We start from the raw sequence: 25,283 nt of genomic DNA on the forward strand, positions 1-25,283 counted from the left end.
GGCTTTATGGAATAAATAATTTGCCTGATGTGGTTACTATTCTTTAGGTTTAAAAATCACTTCTTGTTGAGTGGTTTGTTGGCCGAATAGCTGTTTAATACGCTGGTTAACGTCATCCAGCGTGATGGATTGTGTTACGGCCTCAATCTTATAGGTCGCTTCAATGCCGTATTGATGAATCGCGTAGCGTTGCATGAAAAAGGCTTGCTGTGCTGGGGTTTTGTAAAGCGGTTTCATGTCGATCAGAAACTTCTGCGTCACCACATCCAACTCTTGCTGACTGACTCCTTTTACAAGCTCTTGTACCACATCGTGCATTACAGCCGCGACTTGTTGCTGATTTTTCGGATCAACTAACGCAGAGAAGATCCAATCATTGAGCGGTTCACCATCCACCGAATAGGACACCACTTGTGGTGTGTAATCTAAACTCTTGTGTTCGCGTACCTCTGCCAACATACGCTGGGTTGCAATCCGCTGCACAATATCGTCAATGAACACCAGCTTAGCGTCACGAGATGGGGTTTCAGAGAGAATACGCAGCGCATACTGGGTGGCATTTTCATTATTCAGTGCCAATTCTAAGCGTGGAGCGACCGGTTTGATTAATTGGTTGGTCATCACGGGAAGGGTTTCTTTTGCCAGTGGCAAGCTAGCAATGTATTGGCGTAACAGAGGGGTCAGTTGGGATTGTTCAATATTGGCAACCACCACCAAGGTATTATTGCGCTGTTTGCCAAACAGGATCTGGTGCACTTGCTCAACTTGTTGCGCTGTCACTTGAGAAACTTGCTCTGGCGTGTGTAAACGATAACGGCTTCCTTCAATAAAACTTTGGTCCGTCACTGCACGGAAGAAAGAACCAAAAGGTGAGGCAAAGTAGGCATTACGGTTCTGGGTAAACTCGTTTTTCACTGCCTCCATCTGTTCGGGGTTCACTTTGATTGTGGTGATCAGCATATGCAGCGCTTCAAGCAGCTCAGGTAATTCCTGAGTTTTGCTGGTCGCTTCAATGCCGTGACTGGTTGCCCCGATATAGTTGTAAAATCCAATATTCTTTTGACGCAAATAGTGCTCAAACTGCGACCCACTCAATTCCCCCAAGCCACTACGTACGGCAATAAAAGGCACAATTTCTGCGGCAGGCAGTAAATCTGACGGCAAGGCGGCTTGTCCACCAGCACTGGAATACTCTAAATACACCTGATCTTTTGCTTCAGGGTTGCGCAAATAGTAAACCTGAATACCGTTATCGAGTTGCCAGTAAGTGACTGGCGGCTCTTCATTTATATCGAGCTGCTGAACAATCTCGCCCGCGACGGTTTGTAACTTAAACGGGCTGTCCACCTGAGGATCGATCGGTTCAATGCCAGGCAATGCGAGTGCTTTTCGTAATTGAGGTAGTGTGTTGTTCAGCATTGCGACGTCTTCATTGGCCGCTGCACCAATCACCAATACGCTGTGCTGACGAAGTTGCTGTTCAATATGCTGGTTGATGTTTTTCCGTTGTGCCGCGTTTAGAAACTCAGTCAAACTGGCTTTATAATCGAGCTCAGACTGTATTGGTTCGTTGGCTCCAATCGCAAAGACTCTCTGGTTTGCATGCTCAACCGGCGTCATTGATGCGCGATTGTCTTGCAGGTAGGTCAAACTTTCACGATAACCGCGCAAGACAATGTCGAGCTCATTTTGGGTGACACCATAATCACGGAGCGAAGCGAGTGTGTCTAATAGTATGCCTTGTACTTTCTCTCTTTGTTCGCTGGCAAAGGCCACACTGATGATTGAGTAACGCTGATCTTCAATCACATAGCGAGTGGAATAGATGCCCACTGTAGCTTGTGCTGCATCACTGAACGCAGCATTTAGGCGCGCTTGTATGAGTTGTTCCGTGACATCATCACGCCAAAATTCTTGCTGCTCAGCGAAATCAGTGATGGCGACGCGACCTTGAGGAAAAACCAGAGTTAAGCTAGGAGATTCTCCAGCAATGATTGGTGTCACAAGATCTTGTCGGTTTTGTGGGTGATCATAAATCGATGCCGGAGAGGCAGTGTTTCCGGTTGCCCAAGTGGAGAAATATTTCTCCACCCATTGTTGGCCTTGTTCAAGGGTAAAATTACCGGTGATGACTAACTCGGTTAGCTGAGGTTGATACCACTGTTCATAAAAAGCACTTAAACTGGCTGGTGTGGCGGTTTGCACTAATTCACGCGTGCCTAGGGGATCATGCTCAGCGTAGGAAGTGCCTTGGATCATGTGTTGGTAAAATTGTTGATTGATATTGAGGTTTTCCGTTCGCGATGCGCGGAATTCTCCCAAAATCACGCCTTTTTCTTTATCTACTTCATCAGTATCAAAATTCAGACCATCGGCGATATCAGCAAACCATAGCAGAGCCTTATCGATATTTTCCGAGTTCGGCAGATCAAGCTGATAAACGGTGCGGTCATAGCCAGTAAAAGCGTTAAAATCCGCGCCGAATTGTGCGCCGCTTTGCTCAAACATGCGGATCACATCATTGTGTTGATAGTGTCGGGTTCCGTTGAAAGCCATATGCTCGACGAAATGAGCATAACCTGCTTGTTCGGCGGTTTCTTGCATAGAGCCTGCATGTACATACAAACGAATCGAAACTTCTTGTTCCGTATCTGGGTAAAGATGATAGGTAAGACCATTTGGGAGCGTTTGGGTAATCCAACGCTGATCAGGCTGTAAAGGACGATGAATTTGCTTTACGGCACAACCGGCAAGCAAAACGCACAATATGCCAACTAAGTATTTATTCTTCATATAAGCCTCTGATTATAGTTAGGATTGAACTATAACGCATTGTGATGCTTTGTCGCCCCCGCATTTACTTGAGGTGCTGAACTTTTAATCAATTTGCGATCTGGTCTGAGTAGTCAGTGTCACATTTCTCTTTTCTAAGGAGAGGAAATTAACATATCGCCGCTTGGGGTTCTTGATTTAGGTTTGCTATTATCGGCGGCTTCGATAGCTCTCTGGTTTGGCAAACTATGCTTTATTCTCTGATCTCCGTATTCGCTCCCATGTTATTGGGTGCACAAATCATTTTGACTCTGGTGTTGGTCAAGGGTGAAATATGCCCCGGGCAACGTGGACGTATTCATAAGGTTCTGCCTGCATTGGCTGTGTTGTGGCTCGCTATTGCTTCGATCAAAATTGAAGCCTTTATGGTGGTGTTTGCGCTGTTTTACTTTTATTCACAAGTGCAGACCAAAAAGACCCGTGAAGAAGGCCCGTTATGGGTATTGTATTTAGCCAATGGCTTGGCATTAGCGTATGTGGGAATTTTGATCAGCGAAGCGCCAGCATGGCCAGCGTCGCTCACTATTTTTGCGGCGATTTTCCTGCTTGGCGCGATGTTCGGGCATTTGTTACTGACTCTGGCGCGCTCTCGGCTACAAGCCTTTCACCGCATTTTGCCGGTAGTAGGTCTTGTGTCTGCTATGCTGACGGCATTGTGTCTCTTGCCTTATATTTCTGGCCTGAGTGAGCAACAGCTTCAAGCATTGGTGATGCCGATCCTAGTGAGTTTTGGTTTATTGATTGCTGGGGTCGTTATCTGGTGCTGGCATTTGATCTCCGGTAAAACGGTGAACAAATGGCAACTGGTGGCGGCTGAGATTTTGGTTCTGGCATCGGCAACCGGTTTGCACGGCCTTTACCAGATTCCACTTTAATTTTGCTCAGTGCGATGAGTCGTACAGATCACTTTTCGTTCCCCAAATAGCGACTATGCTTGATGAGGTTGGGGAGCGGAAACGCTGAATGAAGACATTCAATCAGGAGTGATGTGATGGATCTGAGCAACATACGAAATATCGATAGCGTGATTTTGCTGGGCATCGTCAATGAAAAACTGCGTTTGGAATGTGACAGTCTGGATGAGTTGATCAGCACGTATGAAATGGATATTGAACATCTGGTCGGTAAGTTAGACGTACTGGGTTATCAATACGATCCTCTTACCAACCAGTTCAAAGCTTATGCTCGGTAATGATGCCTAAAGTGAAGCCATCTTGATCCCATCAAGGTGGCTTTTGCATTGTTGGCGTGCGGTTGCGAAAAAGGCTTGCAGGTAGCGTTTATCTTTTTCACTGTGACGAGTTGCCGCAAACAGTCTGCGCCATAAGCCTTTGCCTAACGGTTTACTGGTAATTAATCCTTGGCGTGAAAACTCGCTGATTGCCCAATTCGGTAGAGCCGCAACACCTAATCCAGCAGAGACCATTTGTACTAGCATCAAGGTATTGTCGGCTTGCTTCCAGCGTGCGGGCTCAACGCCTGCGGGTTGCAAAAAGTGCTTCACCACATCCAATCTTTGCTTTTGCACCGGATAGGTGAGCATGGTTTGATCGATCAAATCTTGGGGCTCAATACCGGCTTTGTCAGCCAATGGATGGTTGGTGGCGGTGATAAGGCGCATTTCAAAATCAAACAGCGGCTCATAATGCACTTCTGAGCGCGGCAAAATATCCGAGGTGATCACCAGATCCAATTCCCCCGCTAATAGTGCGGGCAGAGGTTCAAAGCCAAAACCAGAAGAAAAATCCAGCGCCACACTTGGCCAACCGATCTGATATTCACGCAAGGCCGGCATCAACCATTGAAAGCAGGAATGGCACTCAATCGCCATGTGCAGGCGTCCATTCACATCTTCCTTCAAGCTCGCCAGTTCATTTTCTGCTCGCGCCATCTTGGGTAACACATCGTCCGCCAAACGCAGCAAAATTTCGCCTTCGGCGGTAAAACGCACTGGGCGTGTTTTACGCAAAAAAAGCTGCCCGCCAATTCGCGCTTCCAAGTCTTTAATCTGATGTGAGAGCGCAGACTGGGTGAGATGCAACGAGGTCGCGGTGGCGGTCAGTGAACCGGTATCGCGTAGCGAGATCAGCGTTTTTAAATGTTTCAGCTCTATCATGAACTCTCCTCACTTATCCCTAAGCCAACATGAATTTTTAGCTAAGTTACGCCGATTTTTCGGAGCTGTAAACATCTAGATGGCTATAACCTTCCTGCTTGAAGCCGCAGCGGTGTTGGCTACATTCGTTCACCCCAATCACATAGTGTGTCTATGCTCATGGGGATGAACTCACTTGCCGCCTACCTGCAACTCCAAGCAGTTTGGTTATAAATAGTAAAGGTAAATTGATAATCGCCAGTTCCAACATGAAAATTACTAATAAACAAGTTGAATAAATGAACCTTGTCCTCGAAGGCGTACAACGCGATAGTTTAGCCATCCAGACATCTTTCGATGTGCTGAGGCAGCTTAGAGCTTCTACGACCTATTAAGAACAGACAAAGGATTTTCACATGACAACGACACACATTCTTGGTTATCCCCGCATTGGCGAAAAACGCGAACTTAAATTTGCTCTTGAAAAATACTGGCGTGGTGAGATTGACCAAGCGGCTTTGAAACTGGTCGGCAGCCAAATTCGTCAACAAAACTGGGCATTGCAAAAAGAAGCCGGATTAGACTTTGTGACCGCGGGTGACTTTGCTTGGTACGACCATGTACTCACCACCACACTATTGCTGGGTCATGTGCCTAAGCGTCACAGTCACGGTTTTCCTGATTTAGATACTTTGTTCCGTGTCGGTCGTGGTCAGTCACAAAATGCCTGTGGTTGCGGAACGGGTAGCGCGGCTTCTGATATGACCAAGTGGTTCAACACTAACTATCACTACATCGTGCCGGAGTTCAGCTCTCACGACACGTTTAATGTGAGTTGGCCACAACTGTTTGAAGAGGTGAATGAAGCGCTGCAAGCGGGTCATGATGTAAAACCTGTGCTGCTTGGCCCAATCAGTTATCTGTATTTAGGTAAAGAAGTGGAAGAAGGGTTTGATCGTTTAACGCTGTTGCCACGTCTATTGACCGCTTACCAAGCGATTCTGAGCAAGCTGGCGAAGCAAGGCGTGAAGTGGGTACAAATTGATGAGCCTGTTCTGGCCTTAGAATTAGAACCCCGTTGGCGAGATTCTTTTAAACTGGCTTATCAAGTGATTCGTGGTGACGTAAAACTACTGCTGACCACTTACTTTGATTCAGTTCTAGACACGCTCGATAAGATCGTCGAACTGCCTGTCGATGGTTTGCATGTGGATATTTCGGCCGCTCCAGCGCAGCTCGAAACTATTGTGAACCGCTTGCCCTCCGATTGGGTGCTTTCTGCGGGGGTCATTAATGGCCGTAACGTTTGGCGTGCGGATTTGAGTGCTATTCTGGCTCGTTTGCAGCCAGTGAAAACCTTGCTGGGTGAGCGTTTGTGGGTCGCCAGTTCCTGTTCACTGCTGCACAGCCCAGTCGATCTGGATCTGGAGGGCGATCTGAGCGCGGAAACCCGCAGCTGGTTTGCGTTTGCCAAGCAGAAAGTGACGGAAGTCGCCTTGCTCGGCCGTGCTCTGGAGGGGGATGCCGCCGCAATTTTAGCGTGTGATACCTACAGCCAGCCGATTGCTGCGCGCAAATCTTCTCACACGGTGAACAAGGCTTCTGTGCAAGCGCGTATCAACAATATTACTGCAGCATTGGCAGAGCGGAGTGCGCCTTATATTGAGCGTGCTCATCACCAAGCAGAAGTGTTGGGTCTGCCTTTCTTACCGACCACAACCATCGGCTCTTTCCCACAAACGGGTGAGATCCGTACTGAGCGTAGCGCGTATCGCCAAGGCAAACTGAGCGAGCAAGAGTATGTGCAAGCACTGAAAGGCCATATTGCTGATGCAGTGAAACGCCAAGAAGCACTAGGGTTAGATGTGCTGGTCCACGGTGAAGCCGAACGTAACGACATGGTGGAATACTTTGCTGAGAACCTCGCTGGTTTCCAAACCACTCAATTTGGTTGGGTACAGAGCTACGGTTCACGCTGTGTAAAACCAGCGATTGTGGTGGCGGATATCGAACGTGAAAAACCAATCACGGTGGAGTGGTCAACTTACGCGCAATCTCTGACTTCTAAACAGATGAAAGGGATGTTGACGGGGCCTGTGACCATTCTGTGCTGGACCTTCCCACGTGAAGACATCAGCCGCCAAGAGATTGCTCAGCAATTAGCGTTGGCACTGCGTGATGAAGTGGCGGATCTGCAAGATGCAGGCATCAATATTATTCAAATTGATGAACCCGCGATTCGTGAAGGTTTACCACTGAAAAAACGCGATCATCAAACGTATTTAGATTGGGCAGTACAAGCGTTTAAGATTTCCGCGGGTAGTGCGCGTCCGGAAACGCAAATTCACACCCATATGTGTTACAGCGAATTCAACGAGATCATCGAATCGGTTGCGGCATTGGATGCCGACGTGATCACCATTGAAACATCGCGTTCCAACATGGAGCTGCTCAAAGCGTTTGAAGAGTTTAACTACCCGAACGAAATTGGCCCAGGTGTGTACGATATTCACTCGCCTAACATTCCAGCGCAAGCATGGATTGAAGATCTGCTTCGCAAAGCAGCAGAGAAAATTCCAGCACAGCGTTTGTGGGTCAACCCTGACTGTGGTCTGAAAACCCGCAACTGGCCAGAAGTAGAAGCAGCACTGACCAACATGGTCAACGCGGCGAAAACTCTGCGTAGTGAGTGGCAAGCGTAATCTCTCTCATTGAAAACAACAAAGGCCTCATGATGAGGCCTTTGTTTTTACGCGAACACTTGTTAAATAAGGGGCTTAACCTTTGGTACAAGTCTCTTTTGTTACCAACTGATCAACCATCAGCTGACCACGCGTGTTGCGCATTTGGATTCGATAGCTGATCCCGACATCAAGATTCGCAGCAATATCTTTATTGGTACAAAAGGTTTTTAATGCACTTTGCAGCACTTGCTCGGTGGGTTTGGCATTTTTCGCATCGGCGTTGTACACCATCATTAACTCAATGCTACTGCCTTTTGCTGTTGCACGTAAAATGTTCAGCGGACCAAACTCTAGAGGCAGTTCAGTCGAGAGTAAGCTAGCTCGATTTCCCGCTAATAACTCTAGGTTGCGCTCTTTCTCAGCTAAGCCAGAGCTGCAGCCGACGAGAAGAAGAGTCGATGCGATCAAACTGCTCAGGACAATATTTTTCATATCAGAATACTTTTTTGAAAGGTTTAACAATCACATTAGCGTATACGCCAGCTGCCACATAGGGGTCAGCATTAGCCCATGCTTGTGCTTCAGTCAGTGATGCAAAATCGGCAATCACAGTAGAGCCAGTGAAACCTGCTTGCCCCGGATTATCCGAATCAATGGCTGGCATGGGGCCTGCAGTGAGCAGACGACCTGCATCTTGCAGCTGTTGTAAACGCTCAAGATGCTTTGGGCGTACGCTAAGGCGCTTTTCTAAAGAATTTTCTACATCCTGCGCAAAAATGACATACCACATACATTTCCTTCCTTATCTACTGACTATAACCCTGCCAACTTACCGCCTACCAATCACATCAAGACGTTTCGGTATAAACGCAAAGTCAATACTCTACGCAAGTCAGTGGTGAAACACAGCTTATCAAGATGATTTCTGTGATCCGTTGCTTAGGCTTATCGCTCTTGGGCGGCCATTGGTGTCAATCGCGACGTAGTTAAAGGTTGCTTCACAGACTTGGAAACGATCACCCACACCATCTTCTTTAACCGGTTTCACCCAGACTTCGAGATTGACTGACATCGAGGTTCGGCCGATTTTAGTACATTCGCCGTAACAGCATACGACATCACCGACTTTGACCGGTTTTTTAAATGTGATACTTGAGACCGAAACGGTCACGATCCGTCCACAGGAGATCTCTTTGGCAAGGATGCCACCGGCTAAGTCGAGCTGAGACATGATCCAGCCACCAAAAATATCACCATTGGCGTTAGTGTCGGCAGGCATTGCCAGCGTGCGCAGCAGAAGCTGGCCTTTCGGAGAATTCACAATTTGACTCATTTGGTTATCCACAGCAAACGAAACAGCGACCGGATACGGTCGCTGTGGATGAGGGGCGGATTATAACCACAAATCAGTCAATGGATCACCCCTTTGCAACCAGTGGAATTTACTGGTTTTTCTCTTTTTGCTCTTTAGGAAGGTGTTTATAGATGTATCCGCCAGTCAGTAGCGTAAAGACTAACGTCGCAGCAAGCAGGCCAAAGACTTTAAAGTTGACCCACACATCGAGAGGGAGGTGGTAAGCAATGTATAGGTTGAGTGCAGCGCAGAGGCTGAAAAAACCAACCCACGCCCATGTGATGGTAGACCATGCTGTTTCAGGTAGCGTCAGCTCTTTGCCCAACATACTTTTGACGGCGGATTTGCCCATGAGATGGCTCACCGTGAGGCCCAGCGCGAACACCACGTAGACAATGGTGACTTTCCACTTGATGAAGTTGTCATCATGCAGTGCGAGCGTCATTCCACCAAACAGGGCGACCATCACAAATGTGATGAGCTGCATTTTTTCTACTTTCTTATAGATGGCGTAAGTGACGATCACTTGTACAGCCGTCGCGGCAATCAAAGCGCCCGTGGCAACGTAAATATCGTAGAACTTGTATAAGGCGAAAAAGATGATGAGCGGGATAAAGTCGAGCAGTTGTTTCATTTTGGGTACGTCCAGTCAAATGATTGGCGACAGTCTAACGAAAGTCGCCTCAGAGCTGAATAGCCAATCCGCATTCGACATAAATTAACTAAGTTTGCAGTGTTACTGTGAGATAGGTTGATCGCAATTTAGGTCAACAGTTGGGTAAAGTCATCGGCCGGAATCGCTTTGCCATACAGATAGCCTTGAGCAAAAGTACACCCCTCGGTGCGCACGAAATCGGCTTGATAATCTTTTTCCACGCCCTCCGCAATGACCGCCATGTTGAGCTTATGCGCCATCGCAATAATCGCACGGGTTAGCTCACGGTTTTGCTCGTTGTATTCCAACTGATTAATAAAGCTACGATCAATTTTTAAGGTATCAAATGAGTATTTCTGTAAGTAACTTAATGAGGAGTAACCCGTTCCGAAGTCGTCCAGTGAAATGCTGATGCCTTGTTGGCGAAGTTGGGCTAAAGCACTTTGCGCGTAATGTTCATCTTGTAACAAAATGCCTTCTGTCAGTTCGAGTTCAATGGTACCAGGAGGGAGTTGATAGAGCGTCATCATGTCTTTGAGGTATTCGACAAATCGTTGCTCACGAAATTGAATTGGAGAAATGTTAATGGCAATTTTGAACGGCGATGTGGTTAATTTATACCATTCTGCGGCTTTTCTAAGGGCTTGATGAAGAACGAAATAGCCAATCTCAATAATTTGTCCATTACTTTCCGCTAACGGAATGAATCGATCGGGCGTGATATTCCCCAATTGTGGGTTATGCCAACGCAATAAGGCTTCGGCTCCAATCACTTTTCCGTTCTGCTTTAAGTCGACGATAGGTTGGAAATGAACGGCGAGTTCACCAAGACGTAAAGCGTGCAGCAGATGTGACTCAAGTTGTAAGCGTTCTTCGGTGGCTTTTTGTGCCGCCAAATTAAAGAAGGAAATGGGTATACCCTCTTTTTTAGCCCAACTCATGGCTGAGCTTGCTCGCTGAATGAAACTGAGCGAATCGGTTGCATCCATTGGGGCGAGTGTTACGCCTAAATGGCATTGTAGAGTAATGTTCAAGTTGTTGGTGTTAAAAGGCATAGTGCATGCTTGAACAACCCGATTGATCACTTTTTTGGTTTCGTTTTGGCTACGCTTATGCCGCGCAGTCAGAACGAATTCTGAGCCGACGATCCGAGCTAATAGCCAGTTTTCTGGCAAATTGTGGCTTAAGCGTTGGCAGAGTGCGGATAGAATTTGGTCACCGACTTGGTAGCCATAACTGTCGTTCACCGATTTAAAGTTACGCAGACTAAAGTAAATCAGTGTGATCTGCTGGTCATCTGCGATATTGAGAAGTTGAGGTTGTAAACGCTCCGTAAGGGTAACTCGATTGGGCAGTTTGGTGAGTGGATCGAAATGACGATGGAATTCGACGAAATCTTCCGCAACCGTGCGTTGTTCAATCTCTTTGAGCAATTTTGTACTGAGATCGGCTAACGTTTGGGTACGTTCTGCGACTTTCATTTCCAGTTCTTGATTGAGTTTTCGTAACTCGGCTTTGTGGTACAAGGTTTCGAGCTGCCCTTCAACCGCTGATTGAAAGCGTGACAGTAATGAATGGACGCGATCATCAAAATGCCGCTCTTGGTTATCCAAGATACAAATGGTGCCAAATGGGGTGTCATCAGGCCAAAATACAGGTAATCCGCAGTAACAGATCATCCCCAATTTGATATCGGGATTGTTTTCCCAGTCAGGATCGGCAAGGGCGTTGGGTACATCCAACATGCGTTTTTCTTTAATGACGGTTTCACAATAGAGACCGTGACCAAGAGAATCCTTTGCTTTGGGTTTATAGGGATTACCCGCAGTTCGGCTACTGGTGAAAACCTCGATATCACTTTCATGGATACGCATGATGAGCGATGCTGGGCATTGCGTGATCTCCGCAATCAGATCGACGATCTCTTGCCAAGAATCCAGCATGCTTGGTGGAACAATGATTTGTTGAGTATCGATAGGGGGCATGGTTTGTTCAACCTTATGGGTGACCTAATCAGTGCTGACGTGATTAATAGTAATAATGATAGTTATCAGTATAGATGACGAATCATAGCGCACTGCAAGGTATTGAGCAAAAATGCGTCAATACCTTCGAGTTTGGTCATACACCCTTAAGTTTGAACCGTGGAGTGAGCAGTATGTTCCTTGTGGTTAACGTAAAGGGTGGGCGTTGAAATCGACTAAGTAACCTTCATTCTTTAAGGCTTGCAAAGTGGACGTTAACTCATCATCCGACATGGTTAAGCAACTGGATTTCCCCGTCATGCCATACAAAGTTTGTTGATAGTCGAGCGCGGAGTAGTAACCCATACGATCCTCAAGTAGTTCACGCATACCCATATGAATCAGGTCATAGCAGTGATGACGTTGCAATTCCATAATCAGACTCCTTTCTTGCTATTCGGAAAACGGAGGTCACTCCAAGATTGATAGTAAGCAAATGCGATGCCAACTCATCGCATTTATGGGGTAAATTTAAATGACAATAGGGTTTGATACGCCAGCGTAACGGGCTCTGGAATCGGCTGCTCGATTTGAAACCCAAGAACAGGATAGTCACGAATACGTTCAAAATCACCTAACATGGCGTTGAGCACAAAATCGCTCGTGAGTTCGGAGGTTAAGTAGTCAAAAAAACCACCACCAGGAGAGGTAACTTGCACGCTCTCTACCTTTTCTGGCCATTGTTGCAGGAATGTAGCGTAAGCCCTGCGCTCCATATAAGGCTTTTGTAGCAACAAAATACGTTGTGCCGGATGAGCTTGCTGGGTTAACACTTGATGGCTGAAAAGCATGTTCTCGCCACTGTTGGTGGACTGTGTTTCAAGCAATAAAGCTTCTTCTGGTACGCCTGCTTCCTTGGCGATAGCCGCAAAGGTTTCGGCTTCAGTTTGTTGGAATACGCCTTGCGTAAAGCGACCAAATCCACCGGAGAAAAGCACACGAGGGGCAAGGCCTTGGTGGTAGAGTTTTGCCGCATGTTCTGCCACGCGAAGATCATTGCTGCCCAAAACCAAGATAACATCGGCAGGCTTAGGTTGTTGATGAAGTTGCAAATAATCCCACAGCGTTTCGATGTGTTGATACAAGTGTTTACTCATAACCTTGCACTGCCTCTAATGTATGAGTGAAGTGGAAGTGATAGCCCGCTGCCAATAATTTGTCACACAAGATAAGTTTATCGGCTTTATCCGTGATTGTGGGAAGAGGAAGCGAACTGCCAATCGCTTGAAGTGCCGCTTGATAGAATTCCGCTTTGCTGACCGTTGTTGGTGTTGTTGCATTAATAATCGTGCGTGGCAGTTGTTGTAGCGCAAAATGCACAATACCAATCGCATCGGAAAGATGCAGCATATTGGCGGGCGCAAGCCGGCTGACGTTTGGCATTTTGCTAACAAAGCGGGCAGGGTGTCGATGAGGGCCAATCAGCCCACTGCATCGCACAATCGTGTAATCCAATCCTGAAGTGACAACGTGTTGCTCAGCTTTGAGTAGAATGCGCGCTTTAATATCAAATGCGGCGTTATCCAGCGCGAGTGCTAAAGAGGCATCTTTCTCATTCATCGGTTTGGCAATGTCAGGATAAACAGAGGTTGAGCTGATCATGATGATTTTTTGAACATGGGCTTGTTTAGCTTGCCACACTAGCGTCTGCCAATGCTTGGCATAATCTTCTCCATAGCCTTGTCTAAAGCCGGGAGGGAAGCAGCCAATCACGATATCGCACTCTCTGTCGCGCAACGCTTGGCTCAAACCATCCGGTTTATCTAATTGACAGAGAAAACTGTCGATGCCTTGTTGCTGTGTCGTTTCAACACCCTGTGTGGTAGTGCGTGTGGCGTATACGGTATGACCTTGTTGCTTAAGCCATTGTGCGAGCGGTAAACCTAACCAGCCAGCCCCAATCACGGCTACTCGTTGCATGATCTTTCCTTTAATCTTTTCGAGTGTTTAACACTGGTTACCGTAACACAGGTTTATAAAGGGTAGAAAGGCAATGAGCGCTGTACAGCGCTCATTGTAAGGAAAGTTAGGCGTTTAATACGCGCAAGACACGATCCGCGTGCTCTGCGATTTCGATGCCTTCATCAGTGAGGTAACCGCCATCGGGTTGTGTACATAATCCTTTGTTATACAAGCGGGTCACTGCAGCTTGCACCGCTTCTGATGCATCGTGGCGTACTTTGATTCCTGTGGCTGCGCTGCTTAAATCAAATTGCAGGAGTAGATTAAGCTCATCAATATGCTGTTGAGTGAATTTCATGGGCGTTACCTTTTCAAGCTGTTGTTGCGGCAACAATAGGCTGACGGAAGACAACACGCAACGTTGTACAAGCAGAACTGTTATCTTCACCCGATCTGGCGTTTTTTTCAGCGCCTAAAGCCAGGGAAAATGCGGCTAAGAGGACAACGTATTGGAGGATGGCACTGCGACAGCTCTCGATCTAAACATTTTTCGTAAACATGAAAAATAGCCCTTGAACAAAAGAGGAAATAGAGCGATTATCCGCCACCTCTTCTGTTGTGTGTCAAAATGTAACAAGCTCATGGATCATAACCAATTCGATTCCCTTCTCCCTCCGCAAATGGCTGAACGTGCGGCCATTACTGGTGAAGGTAAAGCCAAAAAAGCCGCGTATAAGTCATTCTTGCTTGCGATCTCCGCAGGTATTCAAATCGGTATTGCGTTTGTGTTTTACACAGTGGTGACCACAGGGGCGCATGATATGCCTTACGGTGTCACCAAATTGCTGGGTGGCATGGCCTTCAGCCTCGGTTTGATTCTGGTGGTGATTACTGGCGGTGAATTATTCACCAGTTCGGTATTGATCCTAGTGGCGAAGGCGAGCGGCAAAATCTCGTGGAAAGAACTGGTACGGAACTGGACTGTGGTCTATTTCGGTAACTTATGTGGGTCGATAATCCTTGTATTGATTATGCTAGCGACTCGTCAGTTCATGGAAGATGGTGGCCAGCTTGGTCTCAACGCGATGGCGATTTCTCAGCACAAGCTGCACCATACGTTTTTACAGGCTTTTGCCCTTGGATTGATGTGTAACATTCTCGTGTGTTTAGCCGTATGGATGACCTTTAGTGCGCGTTCGCTGACGGATAAAGTCATGGTACTGATTCTGCCTGTAGCTATGTTTGTGTCGGCAGGTTTTGAGCACTGTATTGCCAATATGTTCCAAGTGCCGATGGCGATTGGTATTAAATATTTTGCACCAGACAGTTTCTGGGCGATGACTGGCGCGAATATCGCCAACTATGCGGATCTCAACTTTGTTAACTTCATCGTCAACAACCTTATTCCTGTGACTTTAGGCAATATTGTTGGGGGCGGTGTGTTTGTAGGTATGTGGTACTGGTTGATTTACCTTAAAGACTGATTTCATTACTGAATATTAGCTATTTCTGAAAAGTCCCTGAGTTTTACTCGGGGATTTTTTTATGCGTCGAAAAGTAAGCGAGAGCAGTTGGTATTGCTTTTCGCCTTATCGGTGCAAAGGCTTTTGGATCGTGATGGCCTTATCCACATTTTCTGTGGATAACTCAGAGTAAACTGCGTGTGTAACCTTGCCTTGCAGAAATATCTTAAAAATCTTGCACATTGGTTGTGCAGTTGCGCTTTGTTGGGGCGTAGTGGAAAACCAATGTTGATGGGCTGTTGAAGTGTTGGCGAGAGACATCAGGTGATGTTGCTGCACTCAAATTTATTGTTCACCTTGCGCTGTCTCATCGTTTTTTATCTCAATTTGTTGTGACTTTGTTTCTGTTTTTACAGGGTTAAAACAATATTAATTTGTCATAACTGTTCATATTTTTTCACGTCATTTTTTATTCGATCACATCTCCGTTCTAACTCAAAAAACTATGGAATAACAAGGCTTGTGAGTCGATTTTCGATTGAACCACAATAAAGCTATGGTCTAACATTTGCGTCAATCAATCCTGCTTGACGTTCATTGTAATCATCTGGAACGGCAAAAATTCTTGCGAAGATATAGGCAAATGTATGAGTGATGTTAAAAAAACTGAAGGCGGTGAAAAACGCTCTCTGGAGTGGAAGTCATTCCTCTTCATCACAGTGGTTCTCTTTCCCATTTTAAGCGTCGCGTTTGTAGGTGGGTATGGATTTATCGTGTGGATGCTGCAGATGTTTGTGTTTGGTCCTCCGGGCGCACACAGCGGTTTTTAATCCGCAGGTTTACGACTGAATTCGATAATTAAGAGACAATGAAGATGAAATCGTTAATTTTGAAAATGTGGCGCACCATGACGCGTCCCGCGGTACACATTAGCTTGGGTGTACTGACTCTCGGTGGCTTTATCGCTGGGGTGATTTTCTGGGGAGGTTTTAACACCGCATTGGAAGCCACCAATACCGAAGAGTTCTGTGTTAGCTGCCATACCATGCGTGACAACGTATACCAAGAGCTGCAAACCACAGTGCACTGGAAAAACCACTCTGGCGTACGTGCGACTTGTCCTGATTGCCATGTTCCCCATGAATGGACGGCAAAAATCGCGCGTAAGATGCAAGCCTCGAAAGAAGTGTTCGCACAGATCTTTGGTGATTTAGATACGCCTGAAAAGTTTGAAGAGCGCCGGATTGAATTGGCAAAACACGAATGGGATCGCTTTGCGGCAAACAAATCTCTGGAATGTAAAAACTGCCACAACTACGACTCGATGGATTTTGACCAAATGTCCGCGACGGCACGCATCCAAATGAAGCAAGCGGCTGAGCGCGATCAAAGCTGTATCGACTGTCACAAAGGCATTGCGCACAACTTGCCGAAAAACATGGAGAGCTCAAGTGGCTTGATTGGCGAACTGGAAGGCATGGCGTCGAACACCAAATACTCCAATGGTGGAACCTTGGTCAGCGTGCGTTTCCTCCCTGTGTATGAAGATGAGCAAGGTAAGGTTGAAGCGGGTCTACTCAACCCAGCTTCTGAAGTGAAAGTGTTAGCCGAAAAAGGCGACATGATGCAAGTTGAAATCGATGGCTGGCGTAAATCGAAAGGCTTTGGCCGTGTGATCCAAGAAGACTTCGGTATGAACATTGCGGTAGCTTCACTTCTGAAAGATGCCGCGATGTCGGATGCGATTGTGACCACGGGCGAGCAGAAAGTTGATGATTTGACTGGTTTGCCATGGGAACAAGTGAGCGCGAAAGTGTGGATGAAAAAAGAAGCCATGCTGAACGACATCAACCCAATTTGGGAAAAAGCGCGTGAAGCATACCAAACCAACTGTTCTGTCTGTCATACCCAACCGGATGAAGCACACTTTGATGCCAACACTTGGCCTGGCATGTTCGACGGTATGTTGGCATTCGTTAACTTCGATACCGACAGTGAAGCACTGGTACTCAAGTACCTGCAAAAACACTCTTCAGATTTCGCTGAAGGCCATCACTAAGCAACGTCATACGGAGTCATAACATGGCGATTACACGAAGAAGTTTTCTGAAAGGTGTCGCAACCACCAGTGCGGCGTCGATTATTGGCCCAAGCCTACTGACCTCAGTTTCTGCCCAAGCGGCAGAAACCACGGGAACTTGGAAAGTCTCTGGTTCTCACTGGGGCGCCTTCCGCGCCCACATCTACGGCGGTAAGGTACAAGAGCTGAAAGCGTTGGAGTTGGATACCCACCCAACGGAAATGTTGAACGGCATTCAAGGCATTCTGTACAGCCCATCTCGCGTGCGTTACCCAATGGTGCGCCTCGATTGGTTGAAAAAACACAAATACAGCGCTGAAACGCGCGGTAACAACCGTTTTATCCGCGTGACTTGGGATGAAGCGATGGATCTGTTCTACCGTGAATTAGAGCGTGTTCAGAAGCAATACGGCCCTTGGGCGCTGCACGCAGGTCAAACCGGTTGGAACCAAACCGGTGCTTTCCACAACTGTACCGCGATGATGCAGCGCGCTGTGGGTATGCATGGTAACTACATCACCAAAGTCGGGGATTACTCGACCGGTGCAGGTCAAACCATCATGCCTTACGTACTGGGTTCAACCGAAGTTTACGCGCAAGGTACCTCTTGGAGCGAGATTTTAGACAACTCGGACAACATCATCTTGTGGGCAAACGATCCAGTGAAAAACCTGCAAGTGGGTTGGAACTGTGAAACGCACCAGTCTTTCGGCTATCTCGATCAATTAAAAGAGAAAGTCGCGAAAGGCGAGATCAACGTGGTTTCCGTTGACCCAGTGAAGAACAAGACACAGCGTTTCTTGCAAAATGATCACTTGTACATCAACCCACAAACTGACGTGGCGTTCATGCTGGCGGTTGCGCATGTGCTGTATACCGAAAACCTGTACGACAAGAAGTTCATCGAAACTTACTGCTTGGGCTTTGAAGAGTTCATTCCTTACGTATTGGGTAAGAGCAAAGATAAGGTTGAGAAAACGCCTGAGTGGGCAGCGACAATCTGTGGCGTGAAACCCGATGCGATCCGCGATTTCGCCCGTATGCTGGTGAATGGTCGTACTCAGCTGCTGTTTGGTTGGTGTATCCAACGTCAAGAACATGGTGAACAACCGTACTGGATGGGCGCGGTACTGGCGGCGATGATTGGTCAAATTGGTTTGCCGGGCGGTGGTATCTCTTACGGTCACCACTATTCAGGTATCGGTGTGCCTTCAACCGGTTTTGCTGGCCCTGGTGGCTTCCCACGTAACCTCGATCAAGGTGCGCAGCCAAAGTGGGACAACAATGACTTCAATGGTTACAGCAGCACGATTCCGGTTGCTCGCTGGATTGATGCGATTCTTGAGCCGGGTAAAAAGATCAACCACAACGGTAACACGGTGACTCTGCCGGGCTTCAAGATGATGGTCATTTCGGGTTGTAACCCTTGGCACCACCACCAAGACCGTAACAAGATGAAGCGGGCATTCCAGAAACTGGAGACCGTGGTGACGATTGATTTCAGCTGGACGGCAACCTGCCGCTTCTCTGACATCGTACTGCCAGCTTGTACTCAGTGGGAACGTAACGACATCGACTCTTACGGTTCCTACTCAGGTAAAGGTCTGATTGCGATGCATCGTTTGGTTGATCCACTGTTCCAGTCACGTACTGACTTTGAAATCATGGCTGAGCTGACTCGTCGTTTCGGCCGTGAAAAAGAGTACACCCGTGGCATGGATGAGATGGAGTGGGTACGCTCACTGTATGACGAATGTAAGAAAGCCAACGATGGCAAGTTCTCTATGCCGGAATTCGATGAGTTCTGGGAGAAAGGCTTCCTTGATTTTGGTACTGGCACACCTTGGGTTCGTCATGCGGATTTCCGCAAAGATCCCGAAATCAATGCACTGGGTACGCCTTCTGGTTTTATCGAAATTACCTCGCGTAAGATCGGCCGCTATGGCTATGAACACTGCCAAGAACACCCAATGTGGTTTGAGAAAACCGAACGTTCACACGGTGGTCCGGGCTCTGATAAATATCCGTTCTGGTTGCAATCATGCCACCCAGACAAGCGTCTGCACTCACAAATGTGTGAAGCGGAAGCGTTCCGTGCCACTTACGCGGTGCAAGGTCGCGAGCCTGTGTACATCAACCCTGCGGATGCGAAAGCCAAAGGCATTAAAGAGGGTGACTTGGTGCGCGTCTACAACGATCGTGGTCAACTGTTAGCTGGTGCGGTACTGAGTGAAAGCTACCCACGCGGTGTGATCCGTATTGAAGAGGGCGCTTGGTATGGCCCGCTGACAGAAAAAGTGGGCGCGATCTGTACTTACGGCGATCCCAATACGCTCACTCTGGATCTGGGAACGTCAGAGTTGGCGCAAGCCACTTCGGCGAATACCTGTATCGTCGATTTTGAGAAATTCCGTGGTGAAGTTCCACCCGTGACGTCATTTGGTGGCCCAATCGAAGTCATCTAATCGTCTCTGTTAACGCAAAATGCGCGTTATCCCTCAAGCCAGCGTTCATCGCTGGCTTTTTTCTTCTCTTTTAGCCGTCAATCCGCTTAATCTGTCGCCAATCAAACCTGTGGATCACGTAAAACGTGAAATATCTAACGTAATGCGTGGATGTTTACGTCGACACTCAGGCAAAAAGGAGAGAGTCAATGAGCCACTTAAGACTAGCCAATGGGCGAGAGATCCTAGCGCAGCAAACGGATATTGAACTGGAGATTTCGGACAATGAGCTCTCCGCACAGTATATTGGGTTACACAATCGTCCTTTTGAACGCCGTTATCCGCTATTTAGCACGGTGTTGGATGTCGAGTCAGATGCGCGCTTAGTCGGTGATGGTTTCCAAATGCTCTCACAAGCCTCTGGAACGCTAAGCCATATCCAAGAAGTCGGACGTTGTCCTGATAACAATCTCAGTTACCGCATCTACCCTCATGATGCGCCAAAGCGTTTTTACAATACTTTGATGATAGAGGCCGCTGGCCGTTATTTGTTGTTTGGTTTTACTTCTTGCCGGCGATTTGCGGGCTTTTTTGAAGTGCATCGTCATCCGCAACACTGGATACTGAGTGCTTTTATTGATGGAGAAGAGACACGTCCGCAAGACTGGGTCACCAATCAGTTAGAGTCGGTGATTTGCTTAGAAGGTGAATCCATGTCGGAGCTTTACCAAGCCTATGCAGAGGCGATCTCGCGCCATCATCCACCAAGACCCCATCTCAAAGACCCTGCACCGATGGGCTGGTGTTCTTGGTATGCCTACTATGCAGAAGTCACCGAACAAGACATCAAAGATAACGTGGCGGTATTAGCAGAGCGTCACCCTGAGCTGGAATGGGTGCTATTGGATGACGGCTATCAAGCGTTTATGGGCGATTGGCTCACGCCATCACAAAAGTTTCCCAGTGGTATTCAGCAAGTGATTGCCGATATTCGAGCCCAAGGTAAAAAGCCCGCTATCTGGCTTGCGCCTTTTATCGCGGAAGCGGATTCGGCGGTTTTTCGTCAGCATCCGGACTGGTTTGTGAAAAATGCCGCAGGTCAGCCACTCAAAGCCGAAGAGATCACTTATGGCGGTTGGCGCTGTACGCCTTGGTATGTGTTGGATGGTTCTCATCCGGATGTGCAAGAGCACTTGACCCAAGTGGTGAAAACCCTGCGTGAAGAGTGGGGCGTTGAACTGTTTAAGCTGGATGCCAACTACTGGGGAACGCTACAAGGCCAGCGTTTTCAATCGGGTGTTACGGGTGTAGAAGCGTATCGAATGGGCATGCAAGCCATTGCTGAAGGCGCAGGCGATGCGTGGCTACTGGGCTGTAATGCTCCGATGTGGCCATCGCTAGGTTTGGTGGATGCGATGCGAGTGTCGGACGATGTGGAGCGCAATGCTGATCGCTTTTGCCAAATGGCTCGTGAAACCTTAATGCGCAGTTGGCAACACAGACAGTTGTGGCAAATCGACCCAGATTGCTTAACGTTAACTCCGTTACCAAACCAAAGTGCCGATCGTTCCAGTTATGAGTTTCATCGTAATTTGCTGTTAGCCAGTGGTGGCTTGCTGCTGTCGGGTGATCCACTGCCGAAGCTGACTCCGTTTGCGAAGCAGAGCCTTAAGCGGTTACTCAAGCGTTTTCAATATAACCAGAACTCATCTAAGCTAACTTCGCTGAGTTTGCATCATGCATTTTTGTCGTTGACCGATAAGAATGACCTACATTGTTTGTTTAATTTTCAAGGTAAGGAGCAGGAGTTTACTTTGGTCGCCAACCATCCAGTACAGTGGTATGACTATTGGAGTGGTGAGCTTCTGAGCAGTGAGCCCAGTAAATTTCTCGTCGTCAATTTGGCGAAGGGGCTACAGAGCAGAGCCATATTGACAGTAGGTTAGTGGTGATGAAGCCAAACGGAATATTTGAAACAGCCGCTTTTGCCTATCCAAAATGGGTGAACACTCATTCGGCTAAGCAAAAGCGGTGTTAATTGGGATTAATAACTGGTTTTGAGTTTCTGCTTGTCACTGCTTACATTACGGCACATCTTCCCAAATTGCTTCATTCTATTTCGTTGCTCAGCGAGTGTGGCGGAGTTATAAGCCTGCTCTCGCTGTAACTTAAAATAGTTTTGTAAGCGCCTTGCTTCCAAAGTGCCATTGCTGATCGCTTGTTGAACTGCACACCCCGGCTCAGTTTGATGTTGGCAATCTTTAAAACGGCACTGTAACGCTAAGGTTTCAATGTCTGAAAACGTCTCGCTAACCCCTTCGCCACAGTCGACAAGTTGGAGCTCACGCATTCCCGGTGTATCGATGATCAACGCACCATCAGGGATCATGTGAACCGAACGCGCGGTAGTGGTATGGCGACCTTTACTGTCATCTTCACGGATCCCGCCGGTGAGTTGGGTTTCTCGACCAAGCAAGGTATTGGTCAAGGTTGATTTCCCGACGCCAGAGGAGCCAATAAATGCGACGGTTCTGCCTCTTGTGCACCACGGCCGTAAGGCTTCTACGCTGTTAGGATCGAGCGCGTTTACTGCCTCTACCAATAACGTTGCACTGAGTTGTTGAACTTGCGCGATGTTTTGTTCTGCTTGTTCAGATAAATCGGCTTTGGTGAGTACCACCACAGGTTCGATTTGCGCTTCTTTGGCGATGCTCAGATAGCGTTCAATACGGCTGAGGTTAAAGTCGTCATTGAGTGAGCAGACGATAAACAGTGTATCAACATTGGTGGCGATCAACTGCTCTGCCACTTTACTTCCCGCCGCTTTTCGGCTCAGTTCACTTTGGCGTTCAAGTAGGCGTTTAAATTGCTGCTGTTCATCTAGCAAAACCCAATCGCCCACCGTCATTTTCGGTTGAGCGTGATGAATGGCGAGATGAAAATGCCCTTGTTCACTGCAAAGCTGATAACCACTGCGATGATGAGCAACGACGCGGCAGATTTGCGTGTTTTCGTAATCTTCGAGTGTCAGTTGTTGTTGAAAAAAAGGTTTCCAGCCAAGTTGTGTCAATGTGTAAGGCTGAGAAGATGTCATTGTGTTGTTCATTGCGAATTTTCCCGGTGCGCGAAAGCACCCACTAAATCATAGTTCAGGGTTTAATTCGTTGATTAAATAGAATTCCCCCAGTTTGACTGGGCAAATTGAGAAGGGAAGGGAGAAGTCGCGTAGTGCGATAATAGAATTGAAAACGGACTTTCCGTTAACCCAACCATGCCCTTTGAATTTGGTTAGTTACAATCATCAGAAATCCTCCAGTTAATGATAGAAACTGCGTGATTATACGTTGTATGCCCCAAAGAGCAAACATTGCGGTGACTTTCGATCGTAAAATCACCTGAGATTCGAGACTTACCGATGGAAGAAAAAGGTTTTTTTGATTTAGCGCCATAAAGAAAATATTAAATTGAGTAGAGTGCACCCTTTGTTTACGCCAGCTTGATGGCAAAAGAGAAAATAGGTAACAGGATGATTTTAGTTGTTGGTCATAAGAACCCAGACAGTGACAGTATTTGTAGTGCATTAGTGGCAGCCGAGTTTTTAAAAGCTCGTGGTTTAGAAGCGAAGGCGGTACGCCAAGGTGAAATCAACCGTGAAACGCAACATATTCTGAATGTGGCAGGCGTTGAGCAACCAGAATTACGTACCAGTGTGGCGGGCGAACAGGTGTGGTTAGTGGATTACACCGATTTAGCGCAAGCTCCGGATGACCTAAACCAAGCTGAGATCCTCGGTATTGTCGATCACCACCGTTTAGGCGATGTGATGACGGTGAATCCACTGGAAGCGTGGATTTGGCCTGTGGGTTGTACCAGCACGATTCTGTTCAATCTCTTTAAGATGGAAAATGCAGAAATCACTCGCCCACTTGCGTTACTGATGATCTCTGCCATTCTGTCTGACACTGTGGGTTTTGCTTCTCCAACTTGCACTCAAAAAGATCGAGACGCTGTTGCTGAGTTAGCGGTATTGGCCGGAATTACCGATCTGGAAGGCTTTATCAAAGCGCTACTGATTGCCAAAACTGACATTGAAGGTTTAAGCGCAGCGCAGTTGGTCGAAAAAGATCTTAAAGCTTACCCATTCAATGGCCGTGAGTTGGTGGTCGGTCAGGTTGAACTGGCTACGCTAGAGCAAGTCGCCGATATGATTGAAGCCCTCGAAGCCGATCTGCAACGTCGTTGTGATGAAGAGTCTCTGGCACTCGCAGCACTGATGCTGACCGACATCACCACAGCACAAACTCGTTTGTTGTTTAAAGGTGAATGGTCAGAAAAATTGGCTAAGCATGAAAAAGACGGCGTACTGATGATGGAAAACACCCTCAGCCGTAAGAAGCAAGGTTGGCCTTGGCTGCAAACGGAACTGGCTTGATCGCCACTTCGCGGTTAACATTCTCCTTAAGCAACGCTCACGCTAGTATGCCGTGGGCGTTTTTTATCTCTGGTTGTAGGCATTGTCCTGCAATCTTTCGCTCGGAAAGAGCCATGAATTCCAATGGGGAAAGAAGATGTCTAATCCATTAACCGCAGAGCAGATGGCGCTCATCAATCAATATGACCAAGAGCAACGATTCAACTATTGCCTGAAAGAGATTGTGGCTAGCCAGCAAGTATGGATTTTAAAAGATGAATACGGTTGCGTAATGCTCAATACGGAAGAGGAAGATTGCGTTCCTGTTTGGCCACATCGTGAGTTTGCACAAGCGTGGGCAACGGGGGATTGGGCAGAGTGTGAACCCGAATCGATTGGGCTTAACAAATGGTTTAGTCGCTGGACACAAGGTTTAGAGCAAGACGATTTATCCGTGGTGGTTTTTCCAAACGACAACGAAGAAGGGGTGATTCTATTCCCTGATGAATTTGATTTTGAACTGAAAAAACTGGCAAATCGTCGCTGATCGAGTATGGGCTGAGAACTAACGAAGCCATTCATAGAGCGGTGAAGAGTGTGCCTCTTGCACCGCTTCTTCTAATCTACCTTGCTGCTGATATTGTTTGAGTTTGGTGCGGATCACCGACCGGACTTGGCGTTGACTCATGCCCGTAGTGAGTTCGGGTTCGTAGAGTAGCCACAGTAAAACCACATCAAGGGGAGATAGCAAATCTTCTGGGGTTTTATCGTTAAAGATGGAAGGATAGGCAAGCTCTGAATCATTAGGCAGCCCCATCACTTGAGTAATTTCTTCCACGATACAGGCCAACAGTTTGCCGTGGTCACGTGCTTGATCGACGGGAATCACAACCGATGCGGAAATAATTTCAGAAGTCACTACGTCGCTCTGGTAACTCGCTTGGCAAATGGCGCCATGCATCGATTGTATGGCTGCTTTTCCTGCAACGTCTTCTAATACCTGCTGCCACTTTGATTGTCGGGTGAATACCCAAATCACATTCGCCTGAGCTTTGTCGGTCACTACTTGAATTGGGTGCTGGGTTATGCTCGAAAGATGGCTCAGGTGATCTCGCGCAAGCTGTTCATGCAGAACGCTATCAGGGACTTGATGTTCAAAATAAATCCGTATGGGCTTGCGCCATTTGCTCAGCGGTTTTTCACCTGCGGAATATTCGTTGTGCATCGCTACGGCGAGAAAGGCTTGTTCGATAAAAGCGGGATCGCGCCAGTTGTCTTGAGCTAGAGCCTTAAGGCTAAGTAGGGTGAGTAGCCCAACAACGATCCCTTTATGCATGAC

General features: G+C 47.4%; 23 protein-coding genes. 10 read left to right on the forward strand and 13 right to left on the reverse strand.

Features of this window, described 5'->3' with window-relative positions:
• Window positions 1–36: 36 nt before the first annotated feature.
• Complete coding sequence (locus EPB59_RS04765) at window positions 37–2,793, reverse strand: M16 family metallopeptidase (protein WP_154171696.1); 2,757 nt, start codon at window positions 2,791–2,793, stop codon at window positions 37–39.
• A 227-nt stretch (window positions 2,794–3,020) separates the two neighbouring features.
• Between EPB59_RS04765 and EPB59_RS04770 the strand changes: the two genes are divergently transcribed.
• Together EPB59_RS04770 and EPB59_RS04775 are read left to right on the forward strand one after the other, a co-directional pair.
• Window positions 3,021–3,707, forward strand: coding sequence for a hypothetical protein (locus EPB59_RS04770; RefSeq protein WP_154171697.1), 687 nt, complete (start codon window positions 3,021–3,023; stop codon window positions 3,705–3,707).
• A 116-nt stretch (window positions 3,708–3,823) separates the two neighbouring features.
• On the forward strand, window positions 3,824–4,024 hold the full coding sequence (locus EPB59_RS04775) for a DUF4250 domain-containing protein (RefSeq protein ID WP_046121527.1): 201 nt from the start codon (window positions 3,824–3,826) through the stop codon (window positions 4,022–4,024).
• Between the two features lie 6 nt (window positions 4,025–4,030).
• Here EPB59_RS04775 and metR read toward each other — a convergent pair whose 3' ends face one another.
• The gene (gene metR, locus EPB59_RS04780) at window positions 4,031–4,948 is read right to left on the reverse strand and encodes an HTH-type transcriptional regulator MetR (RefSeq protein ID WP_154171698.1); all 918 of its coding nucleotides are present in this window, start codon (window positions 4,946–4,948) and stop codon (window positions 4,031–4,033) included.
• Window positions 4,949–5,343: 395 nt separating this feature from the next.
• Between metR and metE the strand changes: the two genes are divergently transcribed.
• Window positions 5,344–7,629, forward strand: a complete 2,286-nt coding sequence (metE, locus tag EPB59_RS04785) for a 5-methyltetrahydropteroyltriglutamate--homocysteine S-methyltransferase (RefSeq protein WP_154171699.1) — start codon at window positions 5,344–5,346, stop codon at window positions 7,627–7,629.
• Window positions 7,630–7,704: 75 nt separating this feature from the next.
• Here the strand turns inward: metE and EPB59_RS04790 are convergent, their stop codons facing one another.
• The 9 genes from EPB59_RS04790 to EPB59_RS04830 all read right to left on the reverse strand — a co-directional run bounded on the left by EPB59_RS04790 (window position 7,705) and on the right by EPB59_RS04830 (window position 13,904).
• On the reverse strand, window positions 7,705–8,103 hold the full coding sequence (locus EPB59_RS04790; RefSeq protein WP_154171700.1) for a GspS/AspS pilotin family protein: 399 nt from the start codon (window positions 8,101–8,103) through the stop codon (window positions 7,705–7,707).
• Between the two features lies 1 nt (window position 8,104).
• Complete coding sequence (locus EPB59_RS04795) at window positions 8,105–8,401, reverse strand: YciI family protein (RefSeq protein ID WP_154171701.1); 297 nt, start codon at window positions 8,399–8,401, stop codon at window positions 8,105–8,107.
• Between the two features lie 123 nt (window positions 8,402–8,524).
• Window positions 8,525–8,944, reverse strand: coding sequence for an acyl-CoA thioester hydrolase YciA (gene yciA, locus EPB59_RS04800; protein ID WP_154171702.1), 420 nt, complete (start codon window positions 8,942–8,944; stop codon window positions 8,525–8,527).
• A 109-nt stretch (window positions 8,945–9,053) separates the two neighbouring features.
• On the reverse strand, window positions 9,054–9,599 hold the full coding sequence (locus EPB59_RS04805; protein ID WP_055051816.1) for a septation protein A: 546 nt from the start codon (window positions 9,597–9,599) through the stop codon (window positions 9,054–9,056).
• A gap of 128 nt (window positions 9,600–9,727) precedes the next feature.
• The gene (locus EPB59_RS04810) at window positions 9,728–11,605 is read right to left on the reverse strand and encodes a sensor domain-containing phosphodiesterase (RefSeq protein WP_154171703.1); all 1,878 of its coding nucleotides are present in this window, start codon (window positions 11,603–11,605) and stop codon (window positions 9,728–9,730) included.
• A gap of 186 nt (window positions 11,606–11,791) precedes the next feature.
• A complete protein-coding gene (locus tag EPB59_RS04815) occupies window positions 11,792–12,019 on the reverse strand; it encodes a hypothetical protein (RefSeq protein WP_000422993.1) in 228 nt (75 codons plus the stop codon).
• An 83-nt stretch (window positions 12,020–12,102) separates the two neighbouring features.
• Window positions 12,103–12,741 carry a YdcF family protein gene (locus EPB59_RS04820; protein ID WP_055051814.1) on the reverse strand — a complete coding sequence of 213 codons (639 nt, stop codon included), beginning with the start codon at window positions 12,739–12,741 and terminating at the stop codon, window positions 12,103–12,105.
• Window positions 12,734–13,564 (reverse strand): NAD(P)H-binding protein, encoded by an 831-nt coding sequence (locus EPB59_RS04825; protein WP_154171704.1) that lies wholly within the window; start codon window positions 13,562–13,564, stop codon window positions 12,734–12,736. The genes EPB59_RS04820 and EPB59_RS04825 overlap by 8 nt, the downstream gene beginning before the upstream one ends.
• Window positions 13,565–13,670: 106 nt before the next feature.
• Window positions 13,671–13,904 carry a TIGR02647 family protein gene (locus EPB59_RS04830; protein ID WP_000673329.1) on the reverse strand — a complete coding sequence of 78 codons (234 nt, stop codon included), beginning with the start codon at window positions 13,902–13,904 and terminating at the stop codon, window positions 13,671–13,673.
• 283 nt (window positions 13,905–14,187) lie between these two features.
• Between EPB59_RS04830 and focA the strand changes: the two genes are divergently transcribed.
• The 5 genes from focA (at window position 14,188) to EPB59_RS04860 (ending at window position 21,479) form a co-directional block, all read left to right on the forward strand.
• The gene (gene focA, locus EPB59_RS04835) at window positions 14,188–15,030 is read left to right on the forward strand and encodes a formate transporter FocA (RefSeq protein ID WP_000349974.1); all 843 of its coding nucleotides are present in this window, start codon (window positions 14,188–14,190) and stop codon (window positions 15,028–15,030) included.
• Window positions 15,031–15,656: 626 nt separating this feature from the next.
• The gene (torE, locus tag EPB59_RS04840) at window positions 15,657–15,839 is read left to right on the forward strand and encodes a trimethylamine N-oxide reductase system protein TorE (RefSeq protein ID WP_055027695.1); all 183 of its coding nucleotides are present in this window, start codon (window positions 15,657–15,659) and stop codon (window positions 15,837–15,839) included.
• Between the two features lie 44 nt (window positions 15,840–15,883).
• Window positions 15,884–17,068 carry a pentaheme c-type cytochrome TorC gene (torC, locus tag EPB59_RS04845; RefSeq protein ID WP_055051812.1) on the forward strand — a complete coding sequence of 395 codons (1,185 nt, stop codon included), beginning with the start codon at window positions 15,884–15,886 and terminating at the stop codon, window positions 17,066–17,068.
• Between the two features lie 23 nt (window positions 17,069–17,091).
• The gene (gene torA, locus EPB59_RS04850) at window positions 17,092–19,554 is read left to right on the forward strand and encodes a trimethylamine-N-oxide reductase TorA (protein ID WP_154171705.1); all 2,463 of its coding nucleotides are present in this window, start codon (window positions 17,092–17,094) and stop codon (window positions 19,552–19,554) included.
• 188 nt (window positions 19,555–19,742) lie between these two features.
• Window positions 19,743–21,479 (forward strand): glycoside hydrolase family 36 protein, encoded by a 1,737-nt coding sequence (locus EPB59_RS04860; protein WP_154171707.1) that lies wholly within the window; start codon window positions 19,743–19,745, stop codon window positions 21,477–21,479.
• Between the two features lie 98 nt (window positions 21,480–21,577).
• On the opposite strand, the gene rsgA is transcribed toward EPB59_RS04860, so the two are convergent.
• The gene (rsgA, locus tag EPB59_RS04865) at window positions 21,578–22,639 is read right to left on the reverse strand and encodes a ribosome small subunit-dependent GTPase A (RefSeq protein ID WP_154171708.1); all 1,062 of its coding nucleotides are present in this window, start codon (window positions 22,637–22,639) and stop codon (window positions 21,578–21,580) included.
• A 420-nt stretch (window positions 22,640–23,059) separates the two neighbouring features.
• Here rsgA and EPB59_RS04870 point away from each other — a divergent pair, with 420 nt between their 5' ends.
• The gene (locus tag EPB59_RS04870) at window positions 23,060–23,965 is read left to right on the forward strand and encodes a manganese-dependent inorganic pyrophosphatase (RefSeq protein ID WP_154171709.1); all 906 of its coding nucleotides are present in this window, start codon (window positions 23,060–23,062) and stop codon (window positions 23,963–23,965) included.
• 136 nt (window positions 23,966–24,101) lie between these two features.
• Entirely contained in the window at window positions 24,102–24,491 is a 390-nt protein-coding gene (locus EPB59_RS04875) for a DUF2750 domain-containing protein (RefSeq protein ID WP_154171710.1), read from the forward strand.
• 18 nt (window positions 24,492–24,509) lie between these two features.
• Here EPB59_RS04875 and EPB59_RS04880 read toward each other — a convergent pair whose 3' ends face one another.
• Window positions 24,510–25,280, reverse strand: coding sequence for a DUF2927 domain-containing protein (locus EPB59_RS04880; protein ID WP_154171711.1), 771 nt, complete (start codon window positions 25,278–25,280; stop codon window positions 24,510–24,512).
• Between the last annotated feature and the right edge of the window lie 3 nt (window positions 25,281–25,283).

The organism is Vibrio metoecus, assembly GCF_009665255.1.
Taxonomy (GTDB): Bacteria; Pseudomonadota; Gammaproteobacteria; order Enterobacterales; family Vibrionaceae; genus Vibrio; species Vibrio metoecus_B.